We start from the raw sequence: 24,584 nt of genomic DNA on the forward strand, positions 1-24,584 counted from the left end.
TGGTTTGCCCTTGAACTCGGTGGCGGCCTTGTACGCCGCGTACACCTTCCGGTAATCATGGCCGCCGCGCTTGAGTCCCCACACCTGCGCATCATCCATATCCGCCACGAGGTCCTTGGTGGCCGGGGTCTTCCCGAAGAAGTGATCGCGCACAAACCCACCGGATTCTGCCTTGTAGGTCTGGTAATCCCCGTCAGCGGTCTCGTTCATGATCTTCACCAGATCCCCGGTGGTGTCCCTGGCAAGCAGGTCATCCCACTCCCGGCCCCACACCACCTTGATCACGTTCCACCCGGCACCGCGGAAGAACGCCTCGAGTTCCTGCATGATCTTCCCGTTACCACGCACTGGCCCGTCCAGGCGCTGCAGGTTGCAGTTGATCACGAAGTTCAGGTTGTCCAGATTCTCATTGGCCGCCAACTGCAACAACCCACGCGATTCGGGCTCATCCATCTCCCCGTCCCCCAGGAACGCCCACACCTGCTGATCACTGGTGTCTTTCAACCCGCGGTTCTGCAGATACCGGTTGGACTGCGCCTGATAGATCGCGTTCATCGGCCCGATCCCCATCGACACCGTCGGGAACTCCCAGAACTCCGGCATCAACCTGGGGTGCGGATACGAGGACAACGCATGACCGGCCTTGGACTTCTCCTGCCGGAACCCGTCCAGATCCTCCTCGGTCAGCCGGCCCTCCAGGAACGCCCGCGCATACATCCCCGGCGACGCGTGGCCCTGAAAGAACACCTGATCCCCACCCGAGGGGTGGTCCTTACCCTTGAAGAAATGATTGAACCCCACCTCATACAGGGTCGCCGCACCCGCATACGTGGAAATATGGCCGCCCACACCGATCTCCGGACGCTGCGCCCGATGCACCATCACCGCAGCATTCCACCGCATCCACGCCCGGTACTTCCGCTCGATCTCCTCATCCCCAGGGAACTCAGGCTCCTCATCGACCGGAATCGAGTTCACATAATCAGTAGTCACAACACTGGGAAGACCCACCGACCGGCCACCAGCACGCGCCAGCAAACGCCCCAAAACATCACGGGCACGATCAGAACCACGCTGATCAATCAACTGATCAAAGGACTCAATCCACTCAGCCGTCTCCTCAGGATCCGAATCCCCACCAACACCCGAACCCACAATCCCCTGATCAGCAACCATGCCAAACCCTCCCAATCCGCAGATTATGTCTGCGACGTCTACGACTTCGTGCTTCGGGCCGTTGCTCGTCGAAGCGGTCAGAATCCGGTCGGCGTTCGCCGCACCTATGGATTCACTGTGACACTCTAGCCCCGCGGGCTGTTTGATGCGTAGCTGAACGGGTACCGGTGGGGCCAGGTTACGCCCTCACCGAACACCCCTCTCTTTCCTCTGCTCACCGGCTGTTTCCGGCTGGCGAAGGTCCGGGCGCGGGCGGACGGGCCGTCGTCGTTGTGCTGGCGGCGCGGAAAGCGCGGGTTGAAGCGTGGCGCTTAAGGGTGTTGGCTGGTAATAATGCATATCAACGTACTGTGGATCCGGGGCCAGAGGCACCACCGAGACAATCGCAGTGACAATCGCAGCCTTTCGGAAGGAAAAAAGTGAGCGAGGCCGAAGCCGCCACAGCAGGAAGCGTGGCGGGCAAACTGGGTTTCAAGGACGGCGACCTTGTTCAGGAACTTGGGTACGACGAGGATGTTGATTTCGACTTCCGTGCGGATCTGGAAGATGAGATCGGATCGGAACTGCTGACGGAGGACGATCAGGATGTTGTCGACGGCGTAGTCCTATGGTGGCGTACTGATGACGGCGATCTGGTGGATGCGCTGGTGGATTCACTGACTTCGCTCGATGATGGCGGCGTGGTCTGGCTGCTGACACCGAAGTCGGGCCGGGACGGGTATGTCCCGCCGTCTGAAATCCAGGAGGCAGCGCCTACTGCCGGACTTCATGCCACGTCTTCAGCCGGAGTCTCCCGGGACTGGGCGGCAACCCGGCTAGTGGCCCGTCGCAAACAGTAGGTGAGAATTCAGCCGGCGCCCGGCCACCTTGCTCCGGGGTTTGAACTCCCCAACCAACACGGGGAGCCGGTCAGTCTGAGCGCGCTGCGCGGTACCGCCGTCGTGCTGGTGTTCTACCCGTTCGCGTTCTCCCGCGTCTGCACCGATGAACTGGATGAACTACAGGCGAATCTGGGGGAGTTCCGGAGCCGCAGCGCGAGAGTGCTGGCCGTCTCGATCGATCACCGGTATGCCCTGCGCACTTACGCAGAGCAGAGGGGATACGGGTTCGACCTCCTCTCTGACTTCTGGCCGCACGGTGAGGTGGCTGAACAGTATCGTGTGCTGAATTTGTCAGAGGGATATGCGCGTCGAAGTACTTTCTTCATCGATCCTGCCGGACTCATCAATTCGCGCGTGGACGCTCCTCTGGGAGAGGGCCGGGCCTTCGAGACCTACCGTTCCGCTCTCCTCAGTCTTTCCCAACACACCGCAGAATCTCCGCGATGACATCTTCGCCGCTGCCGCACGCATCGTCGCTCCCAGGATTCGGAACAACAGGATTCGTCCGGGGTGAGCCTGCCGCGGCAAGCTCTCTGACGGCTTCGCAGCTGACGAGCCTGCGTGGGGTGGCTGATCTTCTTGCGCATCTGCGCCTCACTGTTCTGACTGGCGCAGGTTTGAGCACGGATTCCGGTATCCCGGATTACCGCGGACCGAATTCCGTCCCCCGGAATCCCATGACGTACCAACAGTTCGTGGGCGACGACGCACTAAGGCGGCGCTATTGGGCACGTAACCATATCGGCTGGCACCACCTGCGTCGGGCGCACCCGAACGACGGCCACCGTGCCCTGGTGCGGATGGAGAAGCGGGGGCTGCTGACCGGCTTGATCACACAGAATGTGGACCGGCTGCATTCGTCGGCCGGCAGCACGAAGGTTGTGGATCTGCACGGAACGTATGATCGCGTGGTGTGTCTGAGCTGTCGTACCTTGTTCAGCCGCCAGGACATCGCGGGCCTGCTTGAGCGGCTCAATCCCGGGTACCTCGAGCGCACCGGCAACGCCGGTGACGTTGCACCTGATGCAGATGCCGATGTTGACGACACCTCCGACTTCATGGTTGCGCCTTGCCCGGTGTGCGGCGGCATGCTCAAGCCGGACTTCGTCTACTTCGGTGAAAACGTACCCAAGGATCGCGTGGATCGGGCGTATGCGATGGTGGATGACGCCGGCGCCCTCCTGGTTGCGGGCTCGTCACTGACAGTCATGAGCGGCCTGCGATTTGTGCGCCATGCGGCCAAGCAGGCAAAACCGGTTGTCATCATCAACCGGGGTGCAACCCGAGGAGACGACTTCGCGTCGTTGAAGCTTGAACTCGGCGTCTCGGAATCGTTGGCGTACCTCGCGGACGCCTTACCCGGGGCTACGACCGAGGAGGTGGGACCAGCGAGACGCTGATTGGCATTGCAGAGCGTCGATCCGGTACAGTAATTCCTCGTGGTGGAGAGCAGGTCAGTCCAGCCCCGCCGTGTCAAGGGTCTTTAGCTCAGCTGGTAGAGCGCCACGTTTACACCGTGGATGTCATCGGTTCGATCCCGGTAGGACCCACCAAGAAGAACCCCGTTGTTCCCGGCCCTGCGGCCTGGGCAGCGGGGTTTTTCGCGTGTCTGTTCTTGTTCGTATCCGGTGCTTTTTGCTCGACGCTTCCATGCACGAATGTTTCGACGGATTACCTCAGCGCGGAAGCGCCGTCTGGCTTCGAACATGACGCCGGTAATAGGGTGGGAGAGCCAAGGCGCACAGGGGCGTCGCTAAGTGATGTGTCCCTGACCACGGGGGCAACCTGCAGATGGAGACTTGATGAGTGCACAAATCGGCGTGACCGGCCTTGCCGTCATGGGAGCAAACCTGGCACGGAACCTCGCACGCAACGGGTACACCGTAGCCCTTCACAACCGCTCGGTTGAGAAGACCGATGCTTTGCTTGAGAAGCACGGAAGCGAGGGCGATTTCATCCGGACGGAGTCCCTCCAGGAACTGGTTGACTCGCTGGAGAAGCCGCGCCGGGTGCTCATCATGGTGAAGGCGGGCGCTCCGGTGGACTCCGTCATCGAGCAGCTCGAACCGCTGCTGGAAGCGGGGGACATCATCATTGATGCCGGCAACTCACACTATGAAGACACGCGCCGACGGGAAGCGGCGCTTGCGGAGAAGAATCTTCACTTCGTTGGGGTCGGTGTTTCCGGTGGCGAGGAGGGAGCGCTGCTCGGACCCTCCATCATGCCCGGTGGCTCACGTGAGTCCTATGACTCGCTTGGTCCCATGCTGGAGAAGATCTCTGCCAAGTACAACGGCGAGGCGTGCTGCCGGTGGATCGGCACCGACGGCGCCGGGCACTTCGTCAAGATGGTGCACAACGGCATTGAGTATGCCGACATGCAGGTTATTGGCGAGGCCTATGATGTCCTTCGCACTGCTGCTGGGATTGAGCCGGCAGACCAGGCAAAGATCTTCAGCGAATGGAACACCGGAACACTCTCGTCCTTCCTGATCGAGATCACGGCTGAAGTCCTCGCCCACACCGACGAGCGCACCGGCAAGCCGTTCGTCGACGTCGTCGTCGATTCAGCGGGCCAGAAGGGTACCGGCCGCTGGACTGTCGTTTCGGCACTTGAACTCGGTAGCCCCACCTCAGGCATCGCGGAATCCGTGTTCGCACGCGGCCTCTCCTCACAGCGGGGTCAGCGTGAGCTTGCACAGGGCATTCTTGAGGGTCACGAGGGCACAGTTGAATTGCCCGAGGGTTTCGTTGAAGACGTTCGTCTCGCGCTGTACGCGTCGAAGCTGGTCAGCTACGCCCAGGGCATTGACATGCTGACAGCGGCTGCAACGGAGTACGGCTGGGACCTGAAGCTCGACGAGATCGCTTCACTCTGGAGGGCCGGTTGCATCATTCGCGCCGAGCTGCTCGACGACATCATGAAGGCTTACGCGGGAGATGAGAGGCCGGCTAACCTGCTCCTGGCTCCGGCGTTCGCTGAATCCATTGCAGGTGCGGTTCCCGCATGGCGCCGCGTCGTTGCAACTGCGGTCCAGCTGGGCATCCCGGTTCCGGTGTTCTCCTCGTCCCTGGCCTACTACGATGGCCTCCGCCGCAAACGACTGCCTGCCGCACTCACCCAGGGCCTCCGCGATCTCTTCGGAGCCCACACCTATAACCGCGTGGACGCTGAGGGCACATTCCACACGCTCTGGGGCGAGGACCGCTCGGAAGTCGAAGCCGTCGACACACACTAGGAAACCTGAAGCACGAAATAGCGCCCCAGCGGAACAATCCGATCCGCCGGGGCGCTATTTGTCGTTCTCGCCAGCTTTGGCTAGATATACAGGGCCGGGTCAATGTACTCGGCTGGATCCACCGCAGGCAGCGTTTCGCGTGCGGAGTCCCGGTGACGGAAAGTCGCGGGAATGCCGGTGATGATGGAGTCGGGTGGCGTATCCTTCACAACGACGGCGTTGGCACCCACCGCGCTGCCCGCACCGATGGTGATCGGACCAAGAACCTTGGCGCCGGCCCCGATCGTGACGCGGTCGCCGATGGTTGGGTGCCGCTTGACCTTCTCCAGGGACCGCCCGCCGAGGGTCACTCCCTGATACATCATGACGTCGTCGCCGATTTCAGCGGTGCCGCCGATCACCACACCCATACCGTGGTCTATGAAGAAGCGCCGGCCGATAGTAGCCTGCGGGTGTATCTCGATACCCGTCAGGAACCGTGCCGTCTGGGCGAGGATCCGGGCCGGAAACCGTAGCGGTGGAACCCGCCACATACGATGCGTCAGGCGGTGTACCCAGATGGCGTGCAGCCCTGAGTACACGATTCCGTTCTCGACGTCCCCTCGGGCTGCCGGATCATGGGCGCGGGCGGCCTCGAGGTCTTCTCGCATTCTCGCTAGGAAGCTCACAAACCACCCTCTGTTGAAGAAATGACTAACCCCGGATGTCGTCGAACAGTACGGTGGAAATGTAGCGCTCTCCGAAATCGCAGACGACGGCGACAATGAGCTTACCTGCGTTTTCAGGACGTTTGGCCAACTCCAGTGCTGCCCAGACGATGGCTCCGGAGGAGATACCGCCGAGGATGCCTTCCTGGGTACCCAGTGCACGTGCTACACGGACGGAATCTTCGACGCTGGCATCCATGACCTCGTCGTAGATGGAGGTATCGAGAATCTCGGGAACGAAATTGGCCCCAAGCCCCTGGATCTTGTGGGGACCGGGCGCGCCACCATTGAGGATTGCGGAATCCGCCGGCTCCACGGCCACAATCTGTACGCCCGGCTTCCGGTCCTTGAGTACCTGCCCGACGCCGGTGACGGTCCCGCCGGTCCCGACTCCGGCGACGAAGATGTCCACCTTGCCGTCGGTGTCATTCCACACTTCCTCGGCAGTGGTTTCGCGATGAACTGCCGGGTTTGCTTCGTTAGCGAACTGACGGGCCCAGATGGCATTGTCGCTGGCGGCTACGATTTCCTTCGCGCGATCTACAGCTCCACGCATGCCCTCGGAGCCGGGGGTGAGAACGATCTCCGCACCATAGGCCCGCAGCATCACCCGGCGCTCGGTGGACATGGTCTCCGGCATGGTGAGGACAACCTTGTAGCCGCGGGCAGCGCCCACCATGGCCAGTGCGATACCTGTATTACCCGAAGTGCCCTCGACGATCGTGCCGCCCGGCTTCAAAGCCCCCGCTTTCTCGGCGGCATCGATGATTGCGACGCCGATGCGGTCCTTGACGCTGTTGGCGGGGTTATAGAACTCAAGCTTGACCGCTACTTCCGCATCCAGCCCTTCGGTCAGGCGGTTCAGGCGCACCAGCGGAGTGCGTCCTACCAACTGGGTGACGTCGTCGTAAATCGGTGCCATGAGATTCCTGTCTGGGTTAGGTGAAGGAGTTGAAGCAAAACTGTGCTCAGCCTAGTCAGCGGCCGGAAGCAGAACTATGCCATGAGCCATTCAGCGTAATATTTCCGGGCTTTGGCAAGCTTCGGATTGATAATCACCTGGCAGTAGCCCTGCTCCGGGTGCTTGGCGTAGAAGTTCTGGTGATACTCCTCCGCTACGTAGAACCGCGGAAGGCGGACCACCTCGGTCACGATCGGGTTTGCCCAGTCCTCCTGATGCCGCTCGATGGCGCGCTCGAACAGCTCCTTTTGCTCAGCGTCCTGGTAGAACATTGATGAGCGGTACTGCGTGCCGACGTCGTAACCCTGGCGGTTGAGCGTTGTCGGATCATGTGAAGCAAAGAAGATGCCGAAGATCACTTCGACGGGCACCACCGTCTCATCGAAAGTGACGGCAACGACCTCCGCGTGACCGGTGATGCCGGAGCACACGGAATCGTAGTTGGGTTCGGGGTCGTGGCCACCGGTATAGCCGGACACGACCTCTGTTACACCCTGGGTTTTTTGGTAGACGGCATCGAGGCACCAAAAGCAGCCCCCGCCCAGCACGAAAGTCATCATGGTGTTAACAATGCTTCGATCAGCGCGATGATTCCCGTCGCACCGCACCAGGGCACAGCGAGTTGGCGCCGAAGCCTGACCGGGCTTTTGGAAGCTGGTAGAACTAGGGCTATGGAAGCTGACGAAGAACACTCCCCAGCAGTGGACGAGGCGAGTGACTCGAGACCCACTGTCGGCGACGTCCTGCTCGCAATCGAAGAATTGTGGCCCGAGTCGCTGGCGGAGGGATGGGACGCCGTCGGCCTTGTTGTCGGTCGTCCGGATCGGGAGGTTTCGACGATTGTCTTCGCTGTGGATCCCTCGGAGGCTGTCGTCGGCGATGCCAGGAAACTTGGAGCGGATCTCATCGTTGCGCATCATCCGCTCATGTTGAAGCCGGTGAATTCGGTGGCGGCCACCCATGCCAAGGGCGCGGCCGTCCACGGGCTCATCGAGGCAGGCTGCGCGCTGGTTACTGTGCACACAAATGGGGACAGCGCGGTTGGCGGCGTTTCGGACGTCCTCGCTGACGCATTCGGACTGACCAATGTGGAACCGCTCGCAGGTTCAGCCGATGGGCTGCCTGAAGAAGGTATCGGCCGCGTCGGCGATCTGGCAGAGGTGACTTCGCTTGGAGAATTTGCGGAGCTGGTCTTCGGTCTGCTGCCCGCTGTTGCCGGCGGAATGCGGGTGGCCGGTGATCGTCACGGTCTTGTCCGGCGGGTAGCTGTCTGCGGCGGGGCGGGGGACAACCTGTTCGATCAGGTGCGTGCAAGCCAGGCTGATGTCTACGTGACCGCGGACCTCCGGCACCACCCGGCACTGGAAGCGCGGGAAGCCGCAGTGAACGGGCGCCCGTACCTTATTGATGTGTCCCACTTCGGCAGTGAGTGGCTCTGGCTGACGCCCGCGGCGAACGCGCTGTCCAACGTCCTGTCCGATCAGGGATTCACCGTTGACGTCCGGGTCAGTGCCGTTAATTCGGACCCCTGGGATTTTGTGCTCACGCCCGGTGAAGGCTAGCAGGCCGCACAAAATTGCCGACGCGCGGTGTGCTCAAGCGCGTGCCATAAGGTAGACGGACAACGAAATTCGGCGACGGCGGAGGACTATCGGTGGCAAAAGCACCTCAGGCGGAACAACTACGGCTTCTTGACCTGCAGGCCAGTGATTCCAAACTCAATCAGTTGCAGCGGCAAGCGGCCACCGTCAGCGCTAATCCTGAGTTGGTCGCGCTGGCAGCGCAGGTAGCGGACGCCGAGTCCGCACTGGTGTCTGCAGCCACAAACCTCGGGGATGCCGAGCGGGATCTCACCCGCGCGGAGGATGACGTGCAGGCAGTCGTCACAAGGCTGGAGCGTGATGAGCAGCGCTTGAACAGCGGCTCCGGCACGTCGAAGGACCTCACGGCGCTTCAAAGTGAGGTCACCTCGCTCACCCGGCGCCGCTCGGACCTTGAGGATATCGAGCTCGAGGTGATGGAGCGGGTCGAAGCCGCGAGGGCAGCACGGGATGATGCCCGCAAAAGGTCGGAGACAGTCCGGAGTCAGCTCGGGGAACTTGAGCGGGCTCGGGACGAGGAACTGGGCCGGATCGATGCCGAGCGCGCCGAGGTCCAGGCCGCACGCGATCAACTGGCGGCTTCTTTTGAGCCGGCCCTTCTCGCAATCTACGAGAGGACACTGGCCAAGCGCGGAGTCGGCGCGGCTCGTCTCTTCCACGGCCGGTCCGAGGGATCAGGCATGGAGCTCAGCCCCGGTGATCTCGCCGACATCTCACGCGCCGCGGCAGACGACGTCGTCTTCTGCCCCGACTCTGGCTGCATCCTTGTGCGTTCGTCCGAGTGGGGAAGCTGAGAAAGTGCAGGACTCCGCCGGAACACTGTTCGACGACGCATTTCCCTCCGCCACCGACGAGAGCCCTGACGGCCCTGCCCGTGACCTCCTGATCGTTGAAGCTGACGGCGGCTCCCGGGGAAATCCGGGCCATGCGGGCTACGGTGCGCTGGTACGTGATCCAAAGACGGGCGCGATCCTCGTGGAGAAAGCCGGCTACATCGGTATTGCATCCAATAACGTGGCGGAATACTCGGGGCTCCTCGCGGGCCTCACATTGGCGGATGAAATTGACTCCGGCTGTCGAATCCTTGTCAAGATGGATTCGAAGCTTGTCGTCGAGCAGATGAGCGGACGCTGGAAGATCAAGCATGCGGACATGCAGAAGCTGGCCGGGCGGGCCCGCCGCATCGTGGATTCCCGCCGCGTCCAGTACGAGTGGATTCCCCGCGAGAAGAACAAGGACGCAGACAGGCTCTCGAACGAGGCTATGGATGCAGGAATGGCAGGGGTTGAGTGGAAGCCCAAGAGCTCCCCGAGCCCGCAGGAAGATTCTAGGCCGGGCGAGAATGCCGACGTCGGTGGTCCACGGATAGCGTCAGGGACCCTGCATCATGTCGAGATCTGGATTCAGGATCTTAATGCCGCGCGCAGCAGTATGGGGTGGCTATTCGAACGGTTAGGGTTCCTTCCCAAGGACAGCTGGGAGAACGGCGCAAGCTGGGCAGGCAACGGTACCTACCTCGTGCTCGAGGCCGGCCCTGATGTCCTGTCGGGGCCACACGAGCGGCGCCGGCAAGGCGTCAATCACCTCGCCTTCAACGCCGGTACGCGAGCGCAGGTGGACCTGCTCGCGCGCCGGGCTGGAAGCCATGGATGGACCCTCCTGTTCCGTGATCGGCACCCCTACGCGGGTGGGCGGGAGCATTACGCAGCCTACCTGGAGAACGCAGAGGGGTTTGAGGTTGAACTCGTTGCGGACCAGAACGCGCAATAGCCCCGGACCAGGACGAGTCAGGCGGAGTGTGCCAGGACAACGTTCAGTTGAGCCGCTTTCCTACTGGTTGCAGGCACGAGGTCGCACGTCCATCGCTCCGATGCGGCCCGGAGTAATTGCTCTGGTGTCGCCGGCGGTTTTCCCCTGCGGGTGAGTAGGTGACGAGCCAGTTCGCCGCGGGTCTGTTTGGCGAAGTGGGAGACGGCCGTCCTCACTCCCTTGCGTTGCTGGAACACGTTCACTGCGACCGTTCGCTCCGGCACTCCGGACCACACGGTGGCGTAGGTGCTTGAGCGGCAGTCGACGATGAGTGAATCGCCGGCCCGCTCATCGAGGACGGACCGGAGCCGTTGCCGCCAGAAGGATGCCAGCCTGCCCGTGCCAGGCAGGTCAACTGACATCGAGAGCCGGTAGGCCGGCACTGCATCGGTGAACCCGACGGCACCCCACAGTGCAGAAACGACGACGACGGCGGAATCCGCCTTTCGCTTTTGCGTGGGGGTCATGCTGCGGTATCCCAGGGCATCATAGAGCACTCCGGAGTAGATGGAGTGGGCCGGCGCGGCGGGAACGTGGCGCAATTCGGTATTGCGGCGTACTTCCGCCGCGAGGGAATTCCCCACTCCGAGAACAGCATGTGCGTCATGGTGGGCGCTGGTCTTCGCAAGTGCGGCCAGCACTTCCGACCGGGCATCAGTCAACCCCGGAAATGCAAGCGAAGCCAGATCGAGGGGGCGCCCTTTGACTGCAGCCGTTTTTCCTTCAGAGGGCGGGAGCAGAATAAGCACCTCAACACTCTACCGTCGAGGGATCAGCGAAATGCTGCACACCAGGTCCGCGGCACATACGGCGTCTCCCGGCGCGTAGAATCGGAATGGATGGGTTGGCCAGGCGGCCGCGTGTGAAGCGCTTTTCGTGCTTCTCCCGAGGAACGTCCGGGCTCCGCAGGGCAGGGTGGTGGGTAACGCCCACTCGGGGTAACCCGCAGGCAAGTGCCACAGAGAATAGACCGCCCCGCTGGTTCGCCCAGAGGGGGTAAGGGTGAAACGGTGGTGTAAGAGACCACCAGCGCACCGGGTGACCGGAGCGGCTAGGTAAACCCCACCCGGAGCAAGGCCAGACAGGACACGGTTGAGGGCTGCCCGCCCGAGTGTCCGGGTAGGCCGCTGGAGGGCGCCGGCAACGGCGTTCGTAGATGGATGGCCGCCACTGCAGCTCCTCATGGATCCGCAGGACAGAACCCGGCGTATCGGCCAGCCCATCCACTTTCCGCAGGTTTTGCTCCACCGGCTCTGCATAATCCGTGGGAAGCGGTGTTTCGTCAAGAGTGCGGGCCCGTTCCCGACCAGTCATCCACAACCGGGCTTATCACCAGAGACGTTCCATTACGCTAAGGGAATGGCCGAGACGACTGCACCCAGAGCTTCCCTGGTGAGTCGCAATCCTAACTTCAGGGCTCTGTGGTTATCGGCTACGGTAGGCGTTTTCGGCACTGCCGTTGCAGCTGTCGCCCTGCCGATCATTGCGGCGGTTGAGCTCGCGGCCAGCGACTTTGCGGTGGCGGCCCTTGCCGGCATGGCGTTCCTGCCCTGGCTGCTTTTCGGCCTGCCTATCGGAGTATGGGTTGACCGCTGGAAGCGCAAGCCTGTCATTGTCTGGTCCCTCGTGGCACGGATAGCGTCGCTCGCGACACTTCCGGTTGCGTACTGGTTTGGAATGCTTACGGTCACCCACCTGTTCGTTGTCGCATTCATAGCCGGTTTGTCATCGGTTTTCTTCAGCCTCGCCGATCAGGCGTTGGTGCAGCAGGCGCTCTCGGGGGATGAGCTGGTCGAGGGGAACGGTATCATCACCGCGTCCGGCGCCTCCGCAGACGCGGCGGGCAGGGGTATCGCGGGGTGGCTCACCGTGGTGATGGGAGCCTCCAACACACTTCTTGTGCAGGTGGGGGCGTCGCTCGCCTCTCTCGCTGCAATCTCGTCGTTGCGCATCGAAGAAAAGCCGGTCGCTGTTCGGGAGCGGCGCATCTTCGTGGAGATGATGGACGGGCTGCGGTACACCTTCAGCACGGCGCCGCTCCGGGCAATCCTCTTCAACGCTGCACTGTGGAACCTGGGCGGCAGCATGGTCGCCTCGCTGATGGTGCTGTTGGTTGTCCGGGTGCTGCAGGAGTCGGAAATCTGGCTCGGTCTGTTGATGGCTGCAACGTCGGTGGGAGGGGCTGTAGGCGGGCTAAGCGCCAAACGGCTTACCGAGCGACTGGGTTCCGGACCGGTGTGGCGGTGGTCGATGGTTCCGGGCGTGCTTGGGTACGCGTCGCTCCTCATCATGACTCCGGGTCCAGGAATGGTGATCGGACTGGTCGGGATGTTCGTTATGGGTGTATCGATCGCGCTGAATATCGTTGTCGGCACAAGCTTCCGCCAACGTGTCTGTCCGCCGGCAATGATGGGAAGGCTGGGAGCTGCAACGAGGATGGTCAGTTGGGGGATGCTCGGCATCGCCAGCATCCTCGGCGGAGTCCTCGCCGAAGTGTTCGGCATTACCTCAGCCGTGCTGGTGGGTGTACTGCTGGCTGCTACAGCTCCAATGGTGGCGCTGTTCGGATCGCTTCGTTCGGTGGACCGTCTCGAAGACCTCGCCCGCGAGCCGCTGCCGGCTGACTAGTGGCCGAATGGGTCCGGATCGACACCCGGCATCCAGGTCAATCCCGGCTGACCCCACCCGTTGACCTTGGCGGCTTTCCTTGCTTTCCGCGAGTACTGCGCATTCAGCCGGTCAACATACAGCGTGCCGTTCAGATGATCGAACTCGTGCTGCATGCAGCGCGCAAACCACCCGGTTGCCTCGAACTCGATCGCGTTGCCCTCGCCGTCATACCCGTTGACCTTCGCCCACTCTGCGCGCTTGAGCGGGAAGGACTCTCCCGGGAATGAGAGGCACCCCTCCGACTCTTCCTCGTCCGGTTCGGCGCCGGAAACCTTCGTGGTGACCAGTGTGGGATTGACCAGGACTCCACGAGGGGGAACGTCGTCGTCATTCGCCATTCCGTAAACAAAGATGCGCAGACCCACCCCGATCTGCGGTGCCGCGAGGCCAACACCGTTCGCCTCGTCCATCGTCTCGTACATGTCTGCAATGAGGGAGCGCAGCTCATCGTCGAATTGTTCGACGTCGACAGCGCGCCGGTGCAGCACGGGTTCGCCGGCGATGGTGATGGGACGGACAGGCATAGGGACTCTTCCTTGCTCCGGTGGCTAGCGGGCGATATGGCGGCCGACGGTTTCGCGCATGATCTCACTCGTGCCGCCGAAAATGCTCAGGAGACGGACAGCGAGGAAAGCCTGCGCGATCGGGTATTCGAGGATATAGCCGTAGCCACCGTGGAGTTGCAGGCAACGATCCGTAACCGACTTCACCCGTTCGCTGGCCCATAGTTTGACCCGGGCGGCGCTGACGGCGTCCAGCGCTCCTTCATTGAACGCCACGACGGCCCGATCAACATAGGTTTCCAGAACCTCGACCTCGGTCTGGATGTCCGCAAGTTCAAACCGGGTGTTCTGGAAGTCGATGATCCGCTCGCCGAAGGCATTGCGTTCCTTCGCGTAGTGCACGGTTGTCTCATACATGGTCCGCGCCACGGCCGAGGATGCAACGGCAATCGCCAGACGCCCCTGCGGCAACTGTTCGGCCACGTACCGCAGCCCGTGCCCGGCCTCGCCGACGAGGTTCGCCTCCGGTACTCGCACGCTGTCGAAGAAGAGCTCGGACGTATCGGAGGCCTTCAGCCCCATCTTGTCCAACTGCTTCCCGGTCTCATATCCGGGACCCTTCTCGACCATGAACAGGGAGAAGGACTCGCTGCCGCCGCGTCCGGTGGAGCCATCCGTGCGGGCGAGGACCAGCGAGGCATCACCGCTGATCCCGTTTCCAATGAAAGTCTTCTGTCCGTTGATCAGCCAGCCGTCGCCGTCGCGCACGGCCTTGGTCCGGACCCCCCGCAAGTCACTGCCGGCGCCAGGCTCAGTCCATGCCACGGACGTGATCTTTTCGCCGGTGACCATGCCGGGCAGCCACTGCTGCTTGAGCTCGTCCGAGCCGTAGGCGAGCAGGTGGGGAAGGACCATGTCGTCGTGCAGGTGAAGAGCCAGCGCTGCGCCAAGGTGGTTGGCCCGGGCAAACTCTTCGTCGAGGACTACCCGGAAGCGGTAATCGGGCATGCCGGCTCCACCAAATTCCTCGGGCACGGCCAGGCCAAGCAGCCCCTGTTGACCGGCGGCGCTCCACATGCTGCGCGGCATAATGCGTTCCCGGTCCCACTGCGCGTAGTGCGGGGCAATCTCCCGTGCGTTGAACTCCTGCGCCACGTCCCGGAACAGTTCGTGGTCCTCCTCGAACAACGCCCGTTTCATACAGTTTTCCCTTCTGCTGATCCCCGTTTCGCGCAGCTCTAAACGAAGCGAGGAAATGCCAATGGCCGCCCCGAAATTACAGGACGGCCACGGAAGCCTGCGGCTACTGCCGGCGGGCGAAATGGGGTGAGTAACGGGGTTTGAACCCGCGACCTCCTGGACCACAACCAGGCGCTCTGCCAACTGAGCTATACCCACCATGCGACTCGGTAAGCAACCCGAGCGTGCACCGCACGGGGGGCGGGCTTGCTGGGGCTGAACGAGGCAGCGCAAACAATTCTACACACTTTTCGGACCACTTTTTCCAGGCACTCGGAACCCCAGCGCCCTGGACCGGTGACGCCTAGCTTCCGGCGGTGAGATTCCGCGCTGCCGTGCGGCTGGTCTCCGAATCGGGTCCGGGACCAGGAACAAAGATGGTGCTCCGGTAGTACTGCAGTTCCCGGATCGAATCCCTGATGTCGCCCAGCGCCCTGTGGTTGCCGATCTTCTCCGGAGCTTGGAAGTAGGCGCGTGGATACCAACGACGAGCCAACTCCTTGATGGTGGACACGTCCACCACCCGGTAATGGAGGTGTTCAACCACCAGAGGCATGTCGCGGGCAAGGAACACCCTGTCGGTTCCCACGGAGTTGCCACCCAGTTGTGCGCGGCGCGGTTCCGGCACATGCGCGGTGATGTACTTGAGTACGCGGTCCTGGGCTTCCTGCATGGTGACTCCGGACGGCAGCTCTTCCAGCAGGCCTGAAGCGGTATGCATGTTGCGCACGAAGTCGCCCATGGACTCCAGTGCGCCGGGAGGCGGTGCAATGACGACGGCGACCCCCTCACCGAGAATATTCAGTTCAGAGTCGGTGACGATGACTGCCACCTCAATCAGGGCATCCGCGACGGAGTCCAGGCCCGTCATCTCGCAGTCGATCCAGACGATGGGCTCACTAGTTATCGGCACCCGACAAATGTACCGGGTTATAGGTTGACCCCGGTCTATGTGTACAACCGTTCGGCGGCGTCCGGGCAGGTGAATGCTAAAATCGAGCGACCTCGATTCCTCCTCGCCGCCCTGTCAGACTGACGATCGGACCCTCCCGCAATGACCGCCCCTGCGCCTGCTTCCGTTGCGACCGCGCACATCGGGCGCCCCAGGATTGCGATCATTCAGGGCTTCATTGGCTCAATGCTCATGCTTGTCGGATCGTTCGGCGTAGGCTGGCTCTCGCTCGCTTCCAGGGAACTCCGGCAGGTGCAGGTGATCATCTGGCTGCGGTTCGAACCTGCCGGCGCTGTCCTTTCCGTCATTCTGCTTGCGTTGGGAGGGATGCTCCTGGTCAGGTCATGGCTGAGGCTCGGTCAACGTCTGCAGGGGTGGGGACCGGAGACGCATCGGACAATCCTGACCGCAATCCTCGCCTGGGCTGCCCCTATGTGCTTCGCGCTGCCCCTGTTCAGCAGGGATGTTTTCGCTTATATCGCTCAGGGCCAGGTCATGGTCGCCGGGCTTAACCCGTACGAAGACGGCTATTCCCAGATCTCCAACTATCTGCAGATCGGAGCGGATGATCTGTGGGCACAGAGCCCAACTCCGTACGGTCCTATTTTTCTCTGGATGGAAGAGCTGATAGTCCGTGCGACCGGAGGGCAGCCTGACCTGTCCATCCTGCTCTTTCGCCTGCTGGCGCTCGTGGGCGTTGCCTTGTGCATCTATTACGTGCCGCGACTCGCAGAACTGCATGGAGTGAATCCACATCGAGCGCTGTGGCTCACCGTTGCCAACCCGCTCTTCCTGACCAATTTCGTAGCGAGCATCCATAACGACTCCCTTATGGTGGGCCTTGCAGTGGCCGGACTCTATTTCGCAGCGAAGGGACGTTATGTCACGTCGGTTCTCCTGGTCACACTGTCCATCGGTATCAAGCCGATCACGCTGATTTTCCTCCCGTTCATCGGCCTGATGTGGGCAGGCCGGGATGCAAGTTGGCCGCGCAAGATCCTCTACTGGGCCATCACGGCGGGGATGTCCCTCGGAATCCTTTGGATTCTGGGAATCATGAACGGTTTCGGCTTCGGGTGGGTCGGCGCGCTCAGCACACCCGGCAGCGTGTGGATCTGGTATGCACCGGTCGGGTTCCTGGGCATGGTCGTGGCAGTGACCGGAGACGCCCTCGGTTTCGACGGCTGGTCATGGGCGGATGTTGTCCACACGATCGGCACTTTGGTGTCGCTGGTACTGATCACCTGGCTCATTTTCAAGGGGGATCATGCGCACCTCGTCCGCCGGCTGGCGCTGGCGCTCACCGCCGTCGTACTCCTAGCGCCAATGATCCAGGCCTGGTATGTCGTATGGCTGATTCCGTTGTTTGCCGTGACCGGGATCAGGGATGACTGGCAGGTGAAGGTGCTGTACTTTCTGGTGTCCTTTTTCATGATTTATGCGATCTCCGACCAACTGGACATATTCCCCTATATCGAACTTGACCTTGGAACTGCCCGCCAGATTGCCGCAGTGGTCGGGGTGGCGTTTGCGACCTATCTCGTGCTGTTGGATCCGCGAACGAAGACCCTCTTTCGAGGGTCGCGATCAACGGATCAGCTCCCTCTTAGCCGATAAGCACCGGTCCAGCGAACATGCGAAGCGTGCCTGATGACGCAATACTGGAAGGATGAGCGAACTGCAGGAACAGGTTGTCCGGGCCGCATTTGATATCTCGCAGTGGGAACCTGAGTCATATTCGGTGGAAGGCGCTGACAGTGAACTGACGCGTGTTCGCGCGACGAAAGAGTTCGCCGGAGACATCGAAGGTTCTTCGGTTGCTGAACTGCTCATGGCCGGCAATAACAGGGGAGCCGGTTATGTGGCATCAGAAGTCTTCACGGGTAGCGTTCTTGGGCGGCGCGGTAGCGTGATCGTCCAGCATTGGGGGCTGGCTGAAGGAAACGCAGCGGCGAGTTCCGGACACATCATTCCCGGGTCAGGGACTGATGAACTGGAGGGTATCGCTGGCCGGGCAGAGTACTCGCAGGACGTTGCGGGCCAGCACTATCTCGAACTGAGAGTGACCTTTCCCGAATGATTCGGTGCCCCCGGCGCGACTCGAACGCGCAACCTACGGATTAGAAGGCCGTTGCTCTATCCATTGAGCTACGGGGGCCTGGCGGGCGAACTGCCCACATGAGTTTAGCGGTTCCTAGTCTGCGTTATCTCCTCCACAGCGGACAAATTGCACTGCACTTTCGCACATAGCCGCATCCACAGGCCACTGGGCAAGCGATCCCGTCACAGACTGGAATCAGCCGACGCACCGGTGTCGGTTCTCGTTTTCTTGAAGGGACGCATGATGAGCAACTATGTGACAATCCGCGGTTTTGTGGGTACCGAGATCAAGTGCGCTGTAGCAGGTAGTGGGCTGCCGATCGCCAAATTCAGGCTGGGTAGTTCTGATCGCTACTTCGACAAGAAGACCAACGCGTGGGTGGATGGCGACACCAACTGGTATTCAGTGTCAATGTTCCGGCAGTTGGCCACCAACGCCGGCGTAAGCCTGCAGAAAGGCGACCGCATCATTGTCACGGGCAAACTAAGGGTTCGCACCTGGATCACTGACGAGGGTAAAAGCGGCACCACCGTTGAAATTGATGCGGATTCAGCCGGGCATGACCTCGTGTTCGGCACAGCCAGTTTCCGGAGATCAAGTGCAGATCGGAATGACTCTGCGGTGCAGGAAGGTGCAGATGAGGGTTTCGATGGCGTGAACTACGCCACCGGCGAGATTTCCACACCCGGTTACGGGGCGCCCGGTACAGCCGTTGAGGAGTCGCCCGAGCCATCGGATGACCCGGCGGAGACGGAGGTCGGCGGGGACCGGGAATTGGCGTCGGCGCCCTTCTAGACGAATTCCCGGCAGCGCCATGACAGAATTGCTGCATACGGAGACCGGTGAGGGGCAAGGATGGACATCAGGACAGTACGATCGGCTGCGCTGTCGTGCATCCTGTGTGTGGGCATCGGAATCGGCGCCAGCGGCTGCGGGACGGGCGCTGCCGGAAGTGAACCCCGGGCTATCCGAATGGCACCGGCAGCGCAAAGCCCCGGTACTGCAGTATCGACCGCCCCCAATCCCTCCGATATCGGCGCTCTTACCTCCAGTCTCAAGGACTCCTTGAGTTCGTTGGCAGCTGAGACAGATGACCCGGATGCAGAAGCGCTGCTGGCTGCCTTCGAGGCGGCGGGAGCGGACCAGCGTTCCGTCGAGGTGTCCATTGATACCACTCCAACCGGTCTCGAAGTAGACGCGATGACCGCCGCCGTGCCGCTTGGAGACACCTGCGTCTTCGGGCACATCCGTGATGGCTCTTCAACAGTCACTCAACTTCCCGTCCTCGCCAGCGGCAGGTGCTTCGTCGGGGACCAGCGGTAAAAGCCCACAGCCGGGCGCACCAACGGGACGCCGTCGAATATGTTCTAGGCGTCCTCACGCCGTAGCCTTGGACTATGGCGGAATTTATCTACACAATGACCAAGGCCCGTAAGGCCGTTGGGGACAAAGTAATTCTCGACGACGTAAGTATGTCGTTCTACCCGGGCGCCAAAATCGGTGTCGTGGGGCCCAACGGCGCGGGAAAGTCCACCATCCTGAAAATCATGGCTGGTTTGGATACTCCCTCGAATGGCGAGGCACGGCTTAGCCCTGGATACACAGTTGGCATCCTCCTCCAGGAACCGCCCCTGAACGAGGAAAAGACGGTTCTCGGCAACGTGCAGGAGGGCGTCGGAGAAATCTATGGCAAGATCCAGCGCTTCAACGAGATCTCCGAAGAAATGGCCAACCCTGACGCCGATTACGATCGGCTGCTCGATGAAATGGGCAAGCTCCAGGAAGCCATTGACGCCGCAGACGCCTGGGACATCGATTCCCAGCTCGAGCAGGCGATGGATGCCCTGCGCTGCCCACCGCCCGAGGCTGACGTGTCGATACTCTCCGGTGGAGAGCGGCGCCGCGTTGCGCTGTGCAAGCTGCTGCTCCAGAAGCCGGACCTGCTGTTGCTGGACGAACCGACCAACCACCTTGACGCTGAAAGCGTGCTGTGGCTCGAGCAGCATCTGTCTGCCTACCCCGGCGCAGTTCTCGCCGTCACTCACGACCGCTACTTCCTTGACCATGTCGCTGAGTGGATTGCGGAGGTTGACCGCGGACATCTCTACCCCTATGAAGGCAACTACTCCACGTATCTGGAGAAGAAGCGTGCGCGGCTCGAGATTCAGGGCAAGAAGGACCAGAAGCTTTCCAAGAGGCTTACTGAGGAGCTTGAATGGGTGCGGTCAAACGCGAAGGGTCGCCAGACCAAATCCAAGGCGCGTCTTGCCCGCTATGAGGAGATGGCATCGGAAGCAGAGCGGACCAGAAAGCTGGACTTCGAAGAAATCCAGATTCCACCCGGCCCGCGCCTCGGCAGCCAGGTGATTGAAGCACATGATCTCCGGAAGGGTTATGACGATCGCATCCTCATCGATGGACTGTCCTTCTCTCTGCCCCGGAACGGTATCGTCGGAGTAATCGGCCCGAACGGCGTCGGAAAGACCACCCTGTTCAAGACCATCGTCGGTCTGGAACCGCTCGACGGCGGAGAACTGAGGATCGGCGAGTCCGTCAAGATTTCCTATGTGGACCAGTCCCGTGGCGGGATCGATCCCAATAAGTCGCTGTGGGAAGTAGTGTCGGACGGCCTTGACTACATTCAGGTCGGCCAGGTCGAAATGCCGTCCCGTGCTTACGTGTCCGCGTTTGGTTTCAAGGGACCCGACCAGCAGAAGAAGGCGGGAGTGTTGTCCGGCGGCGAGCGTAACCGGCTGAACCTCGCGCTGACGCTGAAGCAGGGTGGAAATCTGCTCCTCCTCGACGAGCCCACCAACGACCTCGATGTCGAGACTCTTTCCAGCCTGGAAAACGCGCTGCTCGAATTCCCAGGCTGCGCCGTTGTGGTCTCGCACGACCGGTGGTTTCTGGACCGGGTAGCTACCCACATCCTGTCTTACGAGGGCACTGATGAAGACCCGGCGAACTGGTACTGGTTCGAGGGTAACTTCGAGGCGTATGAGGAAAACAAGGTTGAGCGGCTTGGCCCTGATGCCGCCAAACCTCACCGTGTGACACACCGGCGTCTCACCCGCGACTAGAGAAGCGAGCTGACATTGACTGAGGGAGCGTGCGGACCGCGCGCTCCCTCAGTCAGTTAAGCACGGATCTCAATTCTTCCAGCGACGCATCTTCTGGTCCATCAGCTTTTTCTGCACGGCACCCTTCAGCTTGCTGCCTGCGTCGTCAGGCACGCGGATCATGCCCTCTTGCGCGACTGTGGCAACGAGATGGCCGGAGCGGTTATAGATTTTTCCTAACGCCAGCCCGCGGGCACCGGAAGCGCTGGGTGATGCCTGGATGTACAGCAGCCATTCATCGACCCGAACCGGGCGATGCCACCACATGGCATGGTCTAGACTCGCCACGCTCATCCCCGGGTGAATCCAGGTAAGGCCGTGCGGGCGCAGGATCGATTCGAGCAGCGTGTAGTCGCTCGCGTACGCAAGAGCCGCCTGATGCATCGCGGGATCTGCGGGCATCGCTCCGAATGTTTTCATCCAGACGGCGTTCACAGGTTCATCCGATCCTGTGTTCTCGACATAGAGCGGGGAGTCGATATGGCGGATGTCGAACGGGCGATCATAGGCCCACGCTTTCGCGACCGGATGATCGAAGCGTCCCAGGAGATCCGCCGTCGAGGGGAGCGACTCCGGCTCCGGGACGTCGGCCGGCATGGACTCCTGGTGCGTGATTCCCTCATCAGGTTGTTGGAAGGAAGCGATCATTGACAGGATGGGCACGCCGTTCTGGTATGCGTGAACCCGACGCGCCGAGAATGACCGTCCGTCGCGCAGCCGCTGTACCCCGAAGGTGATGGGCAGGGCGGCATCGCCGGCCCTCAGGAAGTAGCCGTGCATTGAGTGCACAAAGCGCGCCGATTCCACGGTGCGGATAGAAGCCATCAGAGCCTGGGCGAGCACCTGGCCTCCGAACACACGCTTGCCCGGTTGCTTCACCGGAGTAGCCACGAAGATCTCCTCGTCCGTCTGGGCTCCTGCGGCGCTGTCCAGGTCGAGAAGGGTGACAAGCGCGGCTGTAGGGTCCTGTGAGGGCTGGACGGACATGGTGATGGTTGGCTCCTTGTACTACACGGCGCTGTGCCTGGACGGCTCCCGGCTCATCCGGCAGCATGCCTTCAGTGGAACCATCACCGACATTAGACTGCGCGGCGTTCAGCCTCAACTGCGCGGATGAGAGAATTGCACCATGTCTCAACCCTCCACCATGTCCCGAGAACTCTCACTTGCCGATCCACAGGTGATGCTGGACCTGCGCACTTACGTGGGACGCGCACGCGCAGCCGAGGACGGAGCAGTCCGTCTCCAAGCCAGCGGGAAGGTGCTGGCGGCGTACGTGTGCATCCTCGCCCCCCGCATTCTCGGCGAGGCGACGCCGACGGTCCTCGGCCTGCGCACCATTCCGCTCGCGGAACCGGGACAGCTGGACACAACGGTGGCTTTAGCGTCCGTGTCCGACCGGCTGGCCCGCATGACGGAGAACGACGTCGTTCTGCCGGTGCCGCCGACAACGGTCACTGAAATCTGGGCTGGAGTTCTGCCGCCGCGGGCCGGCTGGGAATCGAAAGGCTCGATGTCAACTGACCTGCTGCTCGCCGCTGCCTCGGAGGGTATCCGGGAAGTGGCTCAATCAGTGCCGCAGTCTCCCGGCGCCATCGTTGTGAACAACGCACGCGGCATCATTTGGGGACGCCCGGTTGCAGAGGCACCGGCGGATCTGCCCGCAGGGGCAGCTTTTGGTGCGTTTGTCCTCGGTTTCCTGAAACCGGGCGAGCGGGCAAGCATCTTCACCAACAACCGTTGGACGCGCCTGAGTACGGGAACCGGGCACGTCCTCGTACGCCAGGCCGCTGTTCTCTAAACCGCAGCAGGGCTCTGCAGACCTCAGGCTGAATTGACCATGGAATGTGCCGCCCGATCCAGATAGTCCCATAGCGTCGCCTCGTGCAGCGGTGAAAGTTCAAGGGAATCGACGGCGTCGCGCATATGCGTCAGCCAGCGGTCGCGGGCAGCCGGTGTGACGTGGAAGGGCTGGTGGCGCATCCGCAGACGGGGGTGGCCACGAGTCTCACCGTAGGTTTTCGGTCCGCCCCAGTACTGCTCAAGAAACAGCAGGAGGCGTTCCTTGGCTGGACCCAGATCCTCTTCCGGGTACATGGGACGCAGCAACTCATCCGATGCCACGCCGGCGTAAAACACATCGACCAGGCGGACGAACGTTTCATGCCCACCGACGGCCTCGTAAAAGTTGTCGGTATAAGACGGCTGGTCAAAACGCGGCCCCACCGGGGTCAACTGGGCAATCGGTTCACCGAATCTCGACGGGATGGGAATCGGACCGGGTGTTTCACTGCTCATTGGCTTTTTCCACCTTTTCGTCATCTGCTGCGGGCGGAACGTAGTTGCCCTGTGTCCTGTTGCCTACCTTCATGATGTCACCGTTGCGGATGTACCAGATTGCACCGTTCTCATCCACCATGCGTGTGATTCGCAGTCCGACGGACTGCACAACCCCGACGGTATCTCCCACCTCGATGACGTCGCCGATGCCGTACTGATCTTCGATGGTGATGAAAAATCCCAGGAACGCGTCCCGGATTACTTCCCGGGCTCCGAAACCGATGGCAATACCGACGATCCCGACGCTTGCGAGGATAGGACCGATGTTGACTCCGAGCTGCTCGATTGCGGTCATGAGCGCGATGATCGCGATCGTGACCGCCGTCGTGCTGCGCAGTAGCGCACCGATGGTCTCGGCTCGTTGCATTCGCCGCTTGTGGTCAAGTGTGCGCAACACCGGCTGCGCCCACTGGAAATGCGGTTTCTTGAACATCTCATAGCCGTTCTGCACACGCTTCACCATGCGGTTGATCAACGCGCGAAGTATGAGCCAGAGTATGAGAGCGGCCAGCAGGATCAGCGCGGCGGCGATGATGTTTCCGCCGTAACCGAGCTGGTCAAGAAACTGCATGGGAATACCTTTCATCGGGCTGTACGCGGCCGGGAACATTCAGGGCTCGTCGGGCAGCTCAAGATTACCCGTCGTCGGCAGGCGCGAGCGCACACTGGTTCCCGGCGGCAATCGCGCTGCGCCGCTTAGATTAGCTGGTCAGGCGGTGGTCTTCTGGCGGGAAAGCTCGGTGACCGGGTTCGCTGTGCCGCCAACCATGACAACCGGTTCATGCAAGACGGGGAAATTGACTGATCGTCCGATGAAGCAGGCCGCAGCCGCGTCGGTGTGGATTGACTGGGCCGTATGTTTGACCGTGCTGTCCGTGATGGTGACCCGAGGCTTCAGTATGACGCCGGTGAACTCACCACTGCCATCAGCGTTGAGCCGCATGGTTCCCTCGGCCGCATCTTCATAGGCAGTCACGACAATGCCGTTCTTGACCGCCATATGAAGATAGGACAGCATATGGCACTGCGAAAGAGCGGCAAGGAGGAGCTGCTCCGGGTTCCAACGTTCGGGATTGCCGTGGAACGTCGGGTCTGCCGACCCGGGAATGATGGGGACGCCGGCTGATGCCACCTCGTGATCGCGGGTGTAGGACCGGTATGAGGATGTGCCGGCACCGCGGTTCCCCGTCCACACCACGCGTACCTGATAGTGATGCTCAGAGAGGTTCATAGCCACAAAGTACACCCGTTGGCCGATAACCGCAGTGCGCGGACCGGCCAACGGG

At 61.6% G+C, this 24,584-nt stretch carries 25 protein-coding genes, 3 tRNA genes, 1 other RNA gene and 1 pseudogene; 16 read left to right on the top strand and 14 right to left on the bottom strand.

Going from position 1 to position 24,584, the window contains the following annotated elements; all coding sequences use genetic code 11:
- Window positions 1–1,176, bottom strand: a pseudogene (locus ABFX19_RS09635) (pyruvate dehydrogenase (acetyl-transferring), homodimeric type); the annotation flags it as partial.
- Between the two features lie 419 nt (window positions 1,177–1,595).
- Here ABFX19_RS09635 and ABFX19_RS09640 point away from each other — a divergent pair.
- The 5 genes from ABFX19_RS09640 to gndA all read left to right on the top strand — a co-directional run bounded on the left by ABFX19_RS09640 (window position 1,596) and on the right by gndA (window position 5,296).
- Window positions 1,596–2,015, top strand: coding sequence for a DUF3052 domain-containing protein (locus tag ABFX19_RS09640; protein WP_056546830.1), 420 nt, complete (start codon window positions 1,596–1,598; stop codon window positions 2,013–2,015).
- The gene (locus ABFX19_RS09645; protein WP_346028202.1) at window positions 2,016–2,504 is read left to right on the top strand and encodes a redoxin domain-containing protein; all 489 of its coding nucleotides are present in this window, start codon (window positions 2,016–2,018) and stop codon (window positions 2,502–2,504) included. It abuts the gene before it with no gap.
- Window positions 2,501–3,457, top strand: a complete 957-nt coding sequence (locus tag ABFX19_RS09650; RefSeq protein WP_346028203.1) for an NAD-dependent protein deacetylase — start codon at window positions 2,501–2,503, stop codon at window positions 3,455–3,457. The genes ABFX19_RS09645 and ABFX19_RS09650 overlap by 4 nt, the downstream gene beginning before the upstream one ends.
- A gap of 77 nt (window positions 3,458–3,534) precedes the next feature.
- Window positions 3,535–3,610 (top strand) — tRNA-Val (locus tag ABFX19_RS09655).
- Between the two features lie 249 nt (window positions 3,611–3,859).
- Entirely contained in the window at window positions 3,860–5,296 is a 1,437-nt protein-coding gene (gene gndA, locus ABFX19_RS09660; RefSeq protein WP_277357256.1) for an NADP-dependent phosphogluconate dehydrogenase, read from the top strand.
- Between the two features lie 80 nt (window positions 5,297–5,376).
- Here the strand turns inward: gndA and epsC are convergent, their stop codons facing one another.
- The 3 genes from epsC to msrA form a co-directional block, all read right to left on the bottom strand.
- Entirely contained in the window at window positions 5,377–5,964 is a 588-nt protein-coding gene (gene epsC, locus ABFX19_RS09665; protein WP_056546842.1) for a serine O-acetyltransferase EpsC, read from the bottom strand.
- Window positions 5,965–5,989: 25 nt separating this feature from the next.
- Window positions 5,990–6,925: a cysteine synthase A gene (cysK, locus tag ABFX19_RS09670; RefSeq protein ID WP_056546844.1), complete on the bottom strand. Its 936-nt coding sequence runs from the start codon at window positions 6,923–6,925 to the stop codon at window positions 5,990–5,992.
- A gap of 74 nt (window positions 6,926–6,999) precedes the next feature.
- Entirely contained in the window at window positions 7,000–7,524 is a 525-nt protein-coding gene (msrA, locus tag ABFX19_RS09675) for a peptide-methionine (S)-S-oxide reductase MsrA (RefSeq protein ID WP_277357257.1), read from the bottom strand.
- 111 nt (window positions 7,525–7,635) lie between these two features.
- On the opposite strand from msrA, the gene ABFX19_RS09680 reads away from it, so the two are divergent.
- The 3 genes from ABFX19_RS09680 to ABFX19_RS09690 all read left to right on the top strand — a co-directional run bounded on the left by ABFX19_RS09680 (window position 7,636) and on the right by ABFX19_RS09690 (window position 10,335).
- Entirely contained in the window at window positions 7,636–8,526 is an 891-nt protein-coding gene (locus ABFX19_RS09680) for a Nif3-like dinuclear metal center hexameric protein (RefSeq protein ID WP_277357258.1), read from the top strand.
- Window positions 8,527–8,618: 92 nt separating this feature from the next.
- The gene (locus tag ABFX19_RS09685) at window positions 8,619–9,359 is read left to right on the top strand and encodes a zinc ribbon domain-containing protein (protein ID WP_277357259.1); all 741 of its coding nucleotides are present in this window, start codon (window positions 8,619–8,621) and stop codon (window positions 9,357–9,359) included.
- Window positions 9,360–9,363: 4 nt separating this feature from the next.
- Entirely contained in the window at window positions 9,364–10,335 is a 972-nt protein-coding gene (locus ABFX19_RS09690; protein ID WP_318532996.1) for a reverse transcriptase-like protein, read from the top strand.
- Between the two features lie 17 nt (window positions 10,336–10,352).
- Here ABFX19_RS09690 and ABFX19_RS09695 read toward each other — a convergent pair whose 3' ends face one another.
- The gene (locus tag ABFX19_RS09695; RefSeq protein ID WP_277357260.1) at window positions 10,353–11,123 is read right to left on the bottom strand and encodes a YaaA family protein; all 771 of its coding nucleotides are present in this window, start codon (window positions 11,121–11,123) and stop codon (window positions 10,353–10,355) included.
- A gap of 91 nt (window positions 11,124–11,214) precedes the next feature.
- On the opposite strand from ABFX19_RS09695, the gene rnpB reads away from it, so the two are divergent.
- Together rnpB and ABFX19_RS09705 are read left to right on the top strand one after the other, a co-directional pair.
- Window positions 11,215–11,600: RNase P RNA component class A (gene rnpB / locus ABFX19_RS09700), an RNA gene on the top strand.
- Between the two features lie 133 nt (window positions 11,601–11,733).
- Window positions 11,734–13,002, top strand: a complete 1,269-nt coding sequence (locus ABFX19_RS09705) for an MFS transporter (protein ID WP_346028204.1) — start codon at window positions 11,734–11,736, stop codon at window positions 13,000–13,002.
- Here ABFX19_RS09705 and def read toward each other — a convergent pair.
- The 4 genes from def to orn form a co-directional block, all read right to left on the bottom strand.
- Window positions 12,999–13,568, bottom strand: a complete 570-nt coding sequence (gene def, locus ABFX19_RS09710) for a peptide deformylase (protein WP_346028205.1) — start codon at window positions 13,566–13,568, stop codon at window positions 12,999–13,001. The two genes, ABFX19_RS09705 and def, sit on opposite strands and share 4 nt — an antisense overlap.
- Before the next feature lie 24 nt (window positions 13,569–13,592).
- The gene (locus ABFX19_RS09715; protein WP_346028206.1) at window positions 13,593–14,747 is read right to left on the bottom strand and encodes an acyl-CoA dehydrogenase family protein; all 1,155 of its coding nucleotides are present in this window, start codon (window positions 14,745–14,747) and stop codon (window positions 13,593–13,595) included.
- 122 nt (window positions 14,748–14,869) lie between these two features.
- Window positions 14,870–14,945: transfer RNA gene (locus tag ABFX19_RS09720), tRNA-His, on the bottom strand.
- A 145-nt stretch (window positions 14,946–15,090) separates the two neighbouring features.
- Window positions 15,091–15,699 carry an oligoribonuclease gene (gene orn / locus ABFX19_RS09725; protein WP_346028207.1) on the bottom strand — a complete coding sequence of 203 codons (609 nt, stop codon included), beginning with the start codon at window positions 15,697–15,699 and terminating at the stop codon, window positions 15,091–15,093.
- A gap of 141 nt (window positions 15,700–15,840) precedes the next feature.
- Between orn and mptB the strand changes: the two genes are divergently transcribed.
- The gene (mptB, locus tag ABFX19_RS09730) at window positions 15,841–17,355 is read left to right on the top strand and encodes a polyprenol phosphomannose-dependent alpha 1,6 mannosyltransferase MptB (protein WP_346028208.1); all 1,515 of its coding nucleotides are present in this window, start codon (window positions 15,841–15,843) and stop codon (window positions 17,353–17,355) included.
- A 52-nt stretch (window positions 17,356–17,407) separates the two neighbouring features.
- Window positions 17,408–17,818, top strand: coding sequence for a DUF3224 domain-containing protein (locus tag ABFX19_RS09735; protein WP_277357265.1), 411 nt, complete (start codon window positions 17,408–17,410; stop codon window positions 17,816–17,818).
- 5 nt (window positions 17,819–17,823) lie between these two features.
- Here ABFX19_RS09735 and ABFX19_RS09740 read toward each other — a convergent pair.
- Window positions 17,824–17,896: transfer RNA gene (locus tag ABFX19_RS09740), tRNA-Arg, on the bottom strand.
- Window positions 17,897–18,079: 183 nt separating this feature from the next.
- Here ABFX19_RS09740 and ABFX19_RS09745 point away from each other — a divergent pair.
- From ABFX19_RS09745 to ettA, 3 genes are all read left to right on the top strand, one after another.
- Window positions 18,080–18,634 carry a single-stranded DNA-binding protein gene (locus ABFX19_RS09745; RefSeq protein WP_277357266.1) on the top strand — a complete coding sequence of 185 codons (555 nt, stop codon included), beginning with the start codon at window positions 18,080–18,082 and terminating at the stop codon, window positions 18,632–18,634.
- Between the two features lie 279 nt (window positions 18,635–18,913).
- Window positions 18,914–19,162 carry a DUF6993 domain-containing protein gene (locus ABFX19_RS09750; protein ID WP_346028209.1) on the top strand — a complete coding sequence of 83 codons (249 nt, stop codon included), beginning with the start codon at window positions 18,914–18,916 and terminating at the stop codon, window positions 19,160–19,162.
- Between the two features lie 74 nt (window positions 19,163–19,236).
- Window positions 19,237–20,919, top strand: coding sequence for an energy-dependent translational throttle protein EttA (gene ettA / locus ABFX19_RS09755; RefSeq protein ID WP_346028210.1), 1,683 nt, complete (start codon window positions 19,237–19,239; stop codon window positions 20,917–20,919).
- 69 nt (window positions 20,920–20,988) lie between these two features.
- On the opposite strand, the gene ABFX19_RS09760 is transcribed toward ettA, so the two are convergent.
- Window positions 20,989–21,945 carry an acyl-CoA thioesterase gene (locus ABFX19_RS09760; protein ID WP_277357269.1) on the bottom strand — a complete coding sequence of 319 codons (957 nt, stop codon included), beginning with the start codon at window positions 21,943–21,945 and terminating at the stop codon, window positions 20,989–20,991.
- Window positions 21,946–22,087: 142 nt separating this feature from the next.
- Here ABFX19_RS09760 and ABFX19_RS09765 point away from each other — a divergent pair, with 142 nt between their 5' ends.
- Window positions 22,088–22,759, top strand: coding sequence for a DUF8185 domain-containing protein (locus tag ABFX19_RS09765; protein WP_346028211.1), 672 nt, complete (start codon window positions 22,088–22,090; stop codon window positions 22,757–22,759).
- A 23-nt stretch (window positions 22,760–22,782) separates the two neighbouring features.
- On the opposite strand, the gene ABFX19_RS09770 is transcribed toward ABFX19_RS09765, so the two are convergent.
- From ABFX19_RS09770 to ABFX19_RS09780, 3 genes are all read right to left on the bottom strand, one after another.
- Window positions 22,783–23,256, bottom strand: coding sequence for a globin (locus tag ABFX19_RS09770; protein ID WP_277357271.1), 474 nt, complete (start codon window positions 23,254–23,256; stop codon window positions 22,783–22,785).
- Window positions 23,246–23,869 (bottom strand): mechanosensitive ion channel family protein, encoded by a 624-nt coding sequence (locus ABFX19_RS09775; RefSeq protein WP_277357272.1) that lies wholly within the window; start codon window positions 23,867–23,869, stop codon window positions 23,246–23,248. Before ABFX19_RS09775 ends, ABFX19_RS09770 begins: the two co-directional genes overlap by 11 nt.
- Window positions 23,870–24,007: 138 nt before the next feature.
- The gene (locus tag ABFX19_RS09780) at window positions 24,008–24,529 is read right to left on the bottom strand and encodes an OsmC family protein (RefSeq protein ID WP_277357273.1); all 522 of its coding nucleotides are present in this window, start codon (window positions 24,527–24,529) and stop codon (window positions 24,008–24,010) included.
- Window positions 24,530–24,584 lie beyond the last annotated feature (55 nt).

Origin of the sequence: Arthrobacter parietis, from assembly GCF_039530425.1 — a bacterium.
GTDB lineage: Bacteria > Actinomycetota > Actinomycetes > Actinomycetales > Micrococcaceae > Arthrobacter_D > Arthrobacter_D parietis.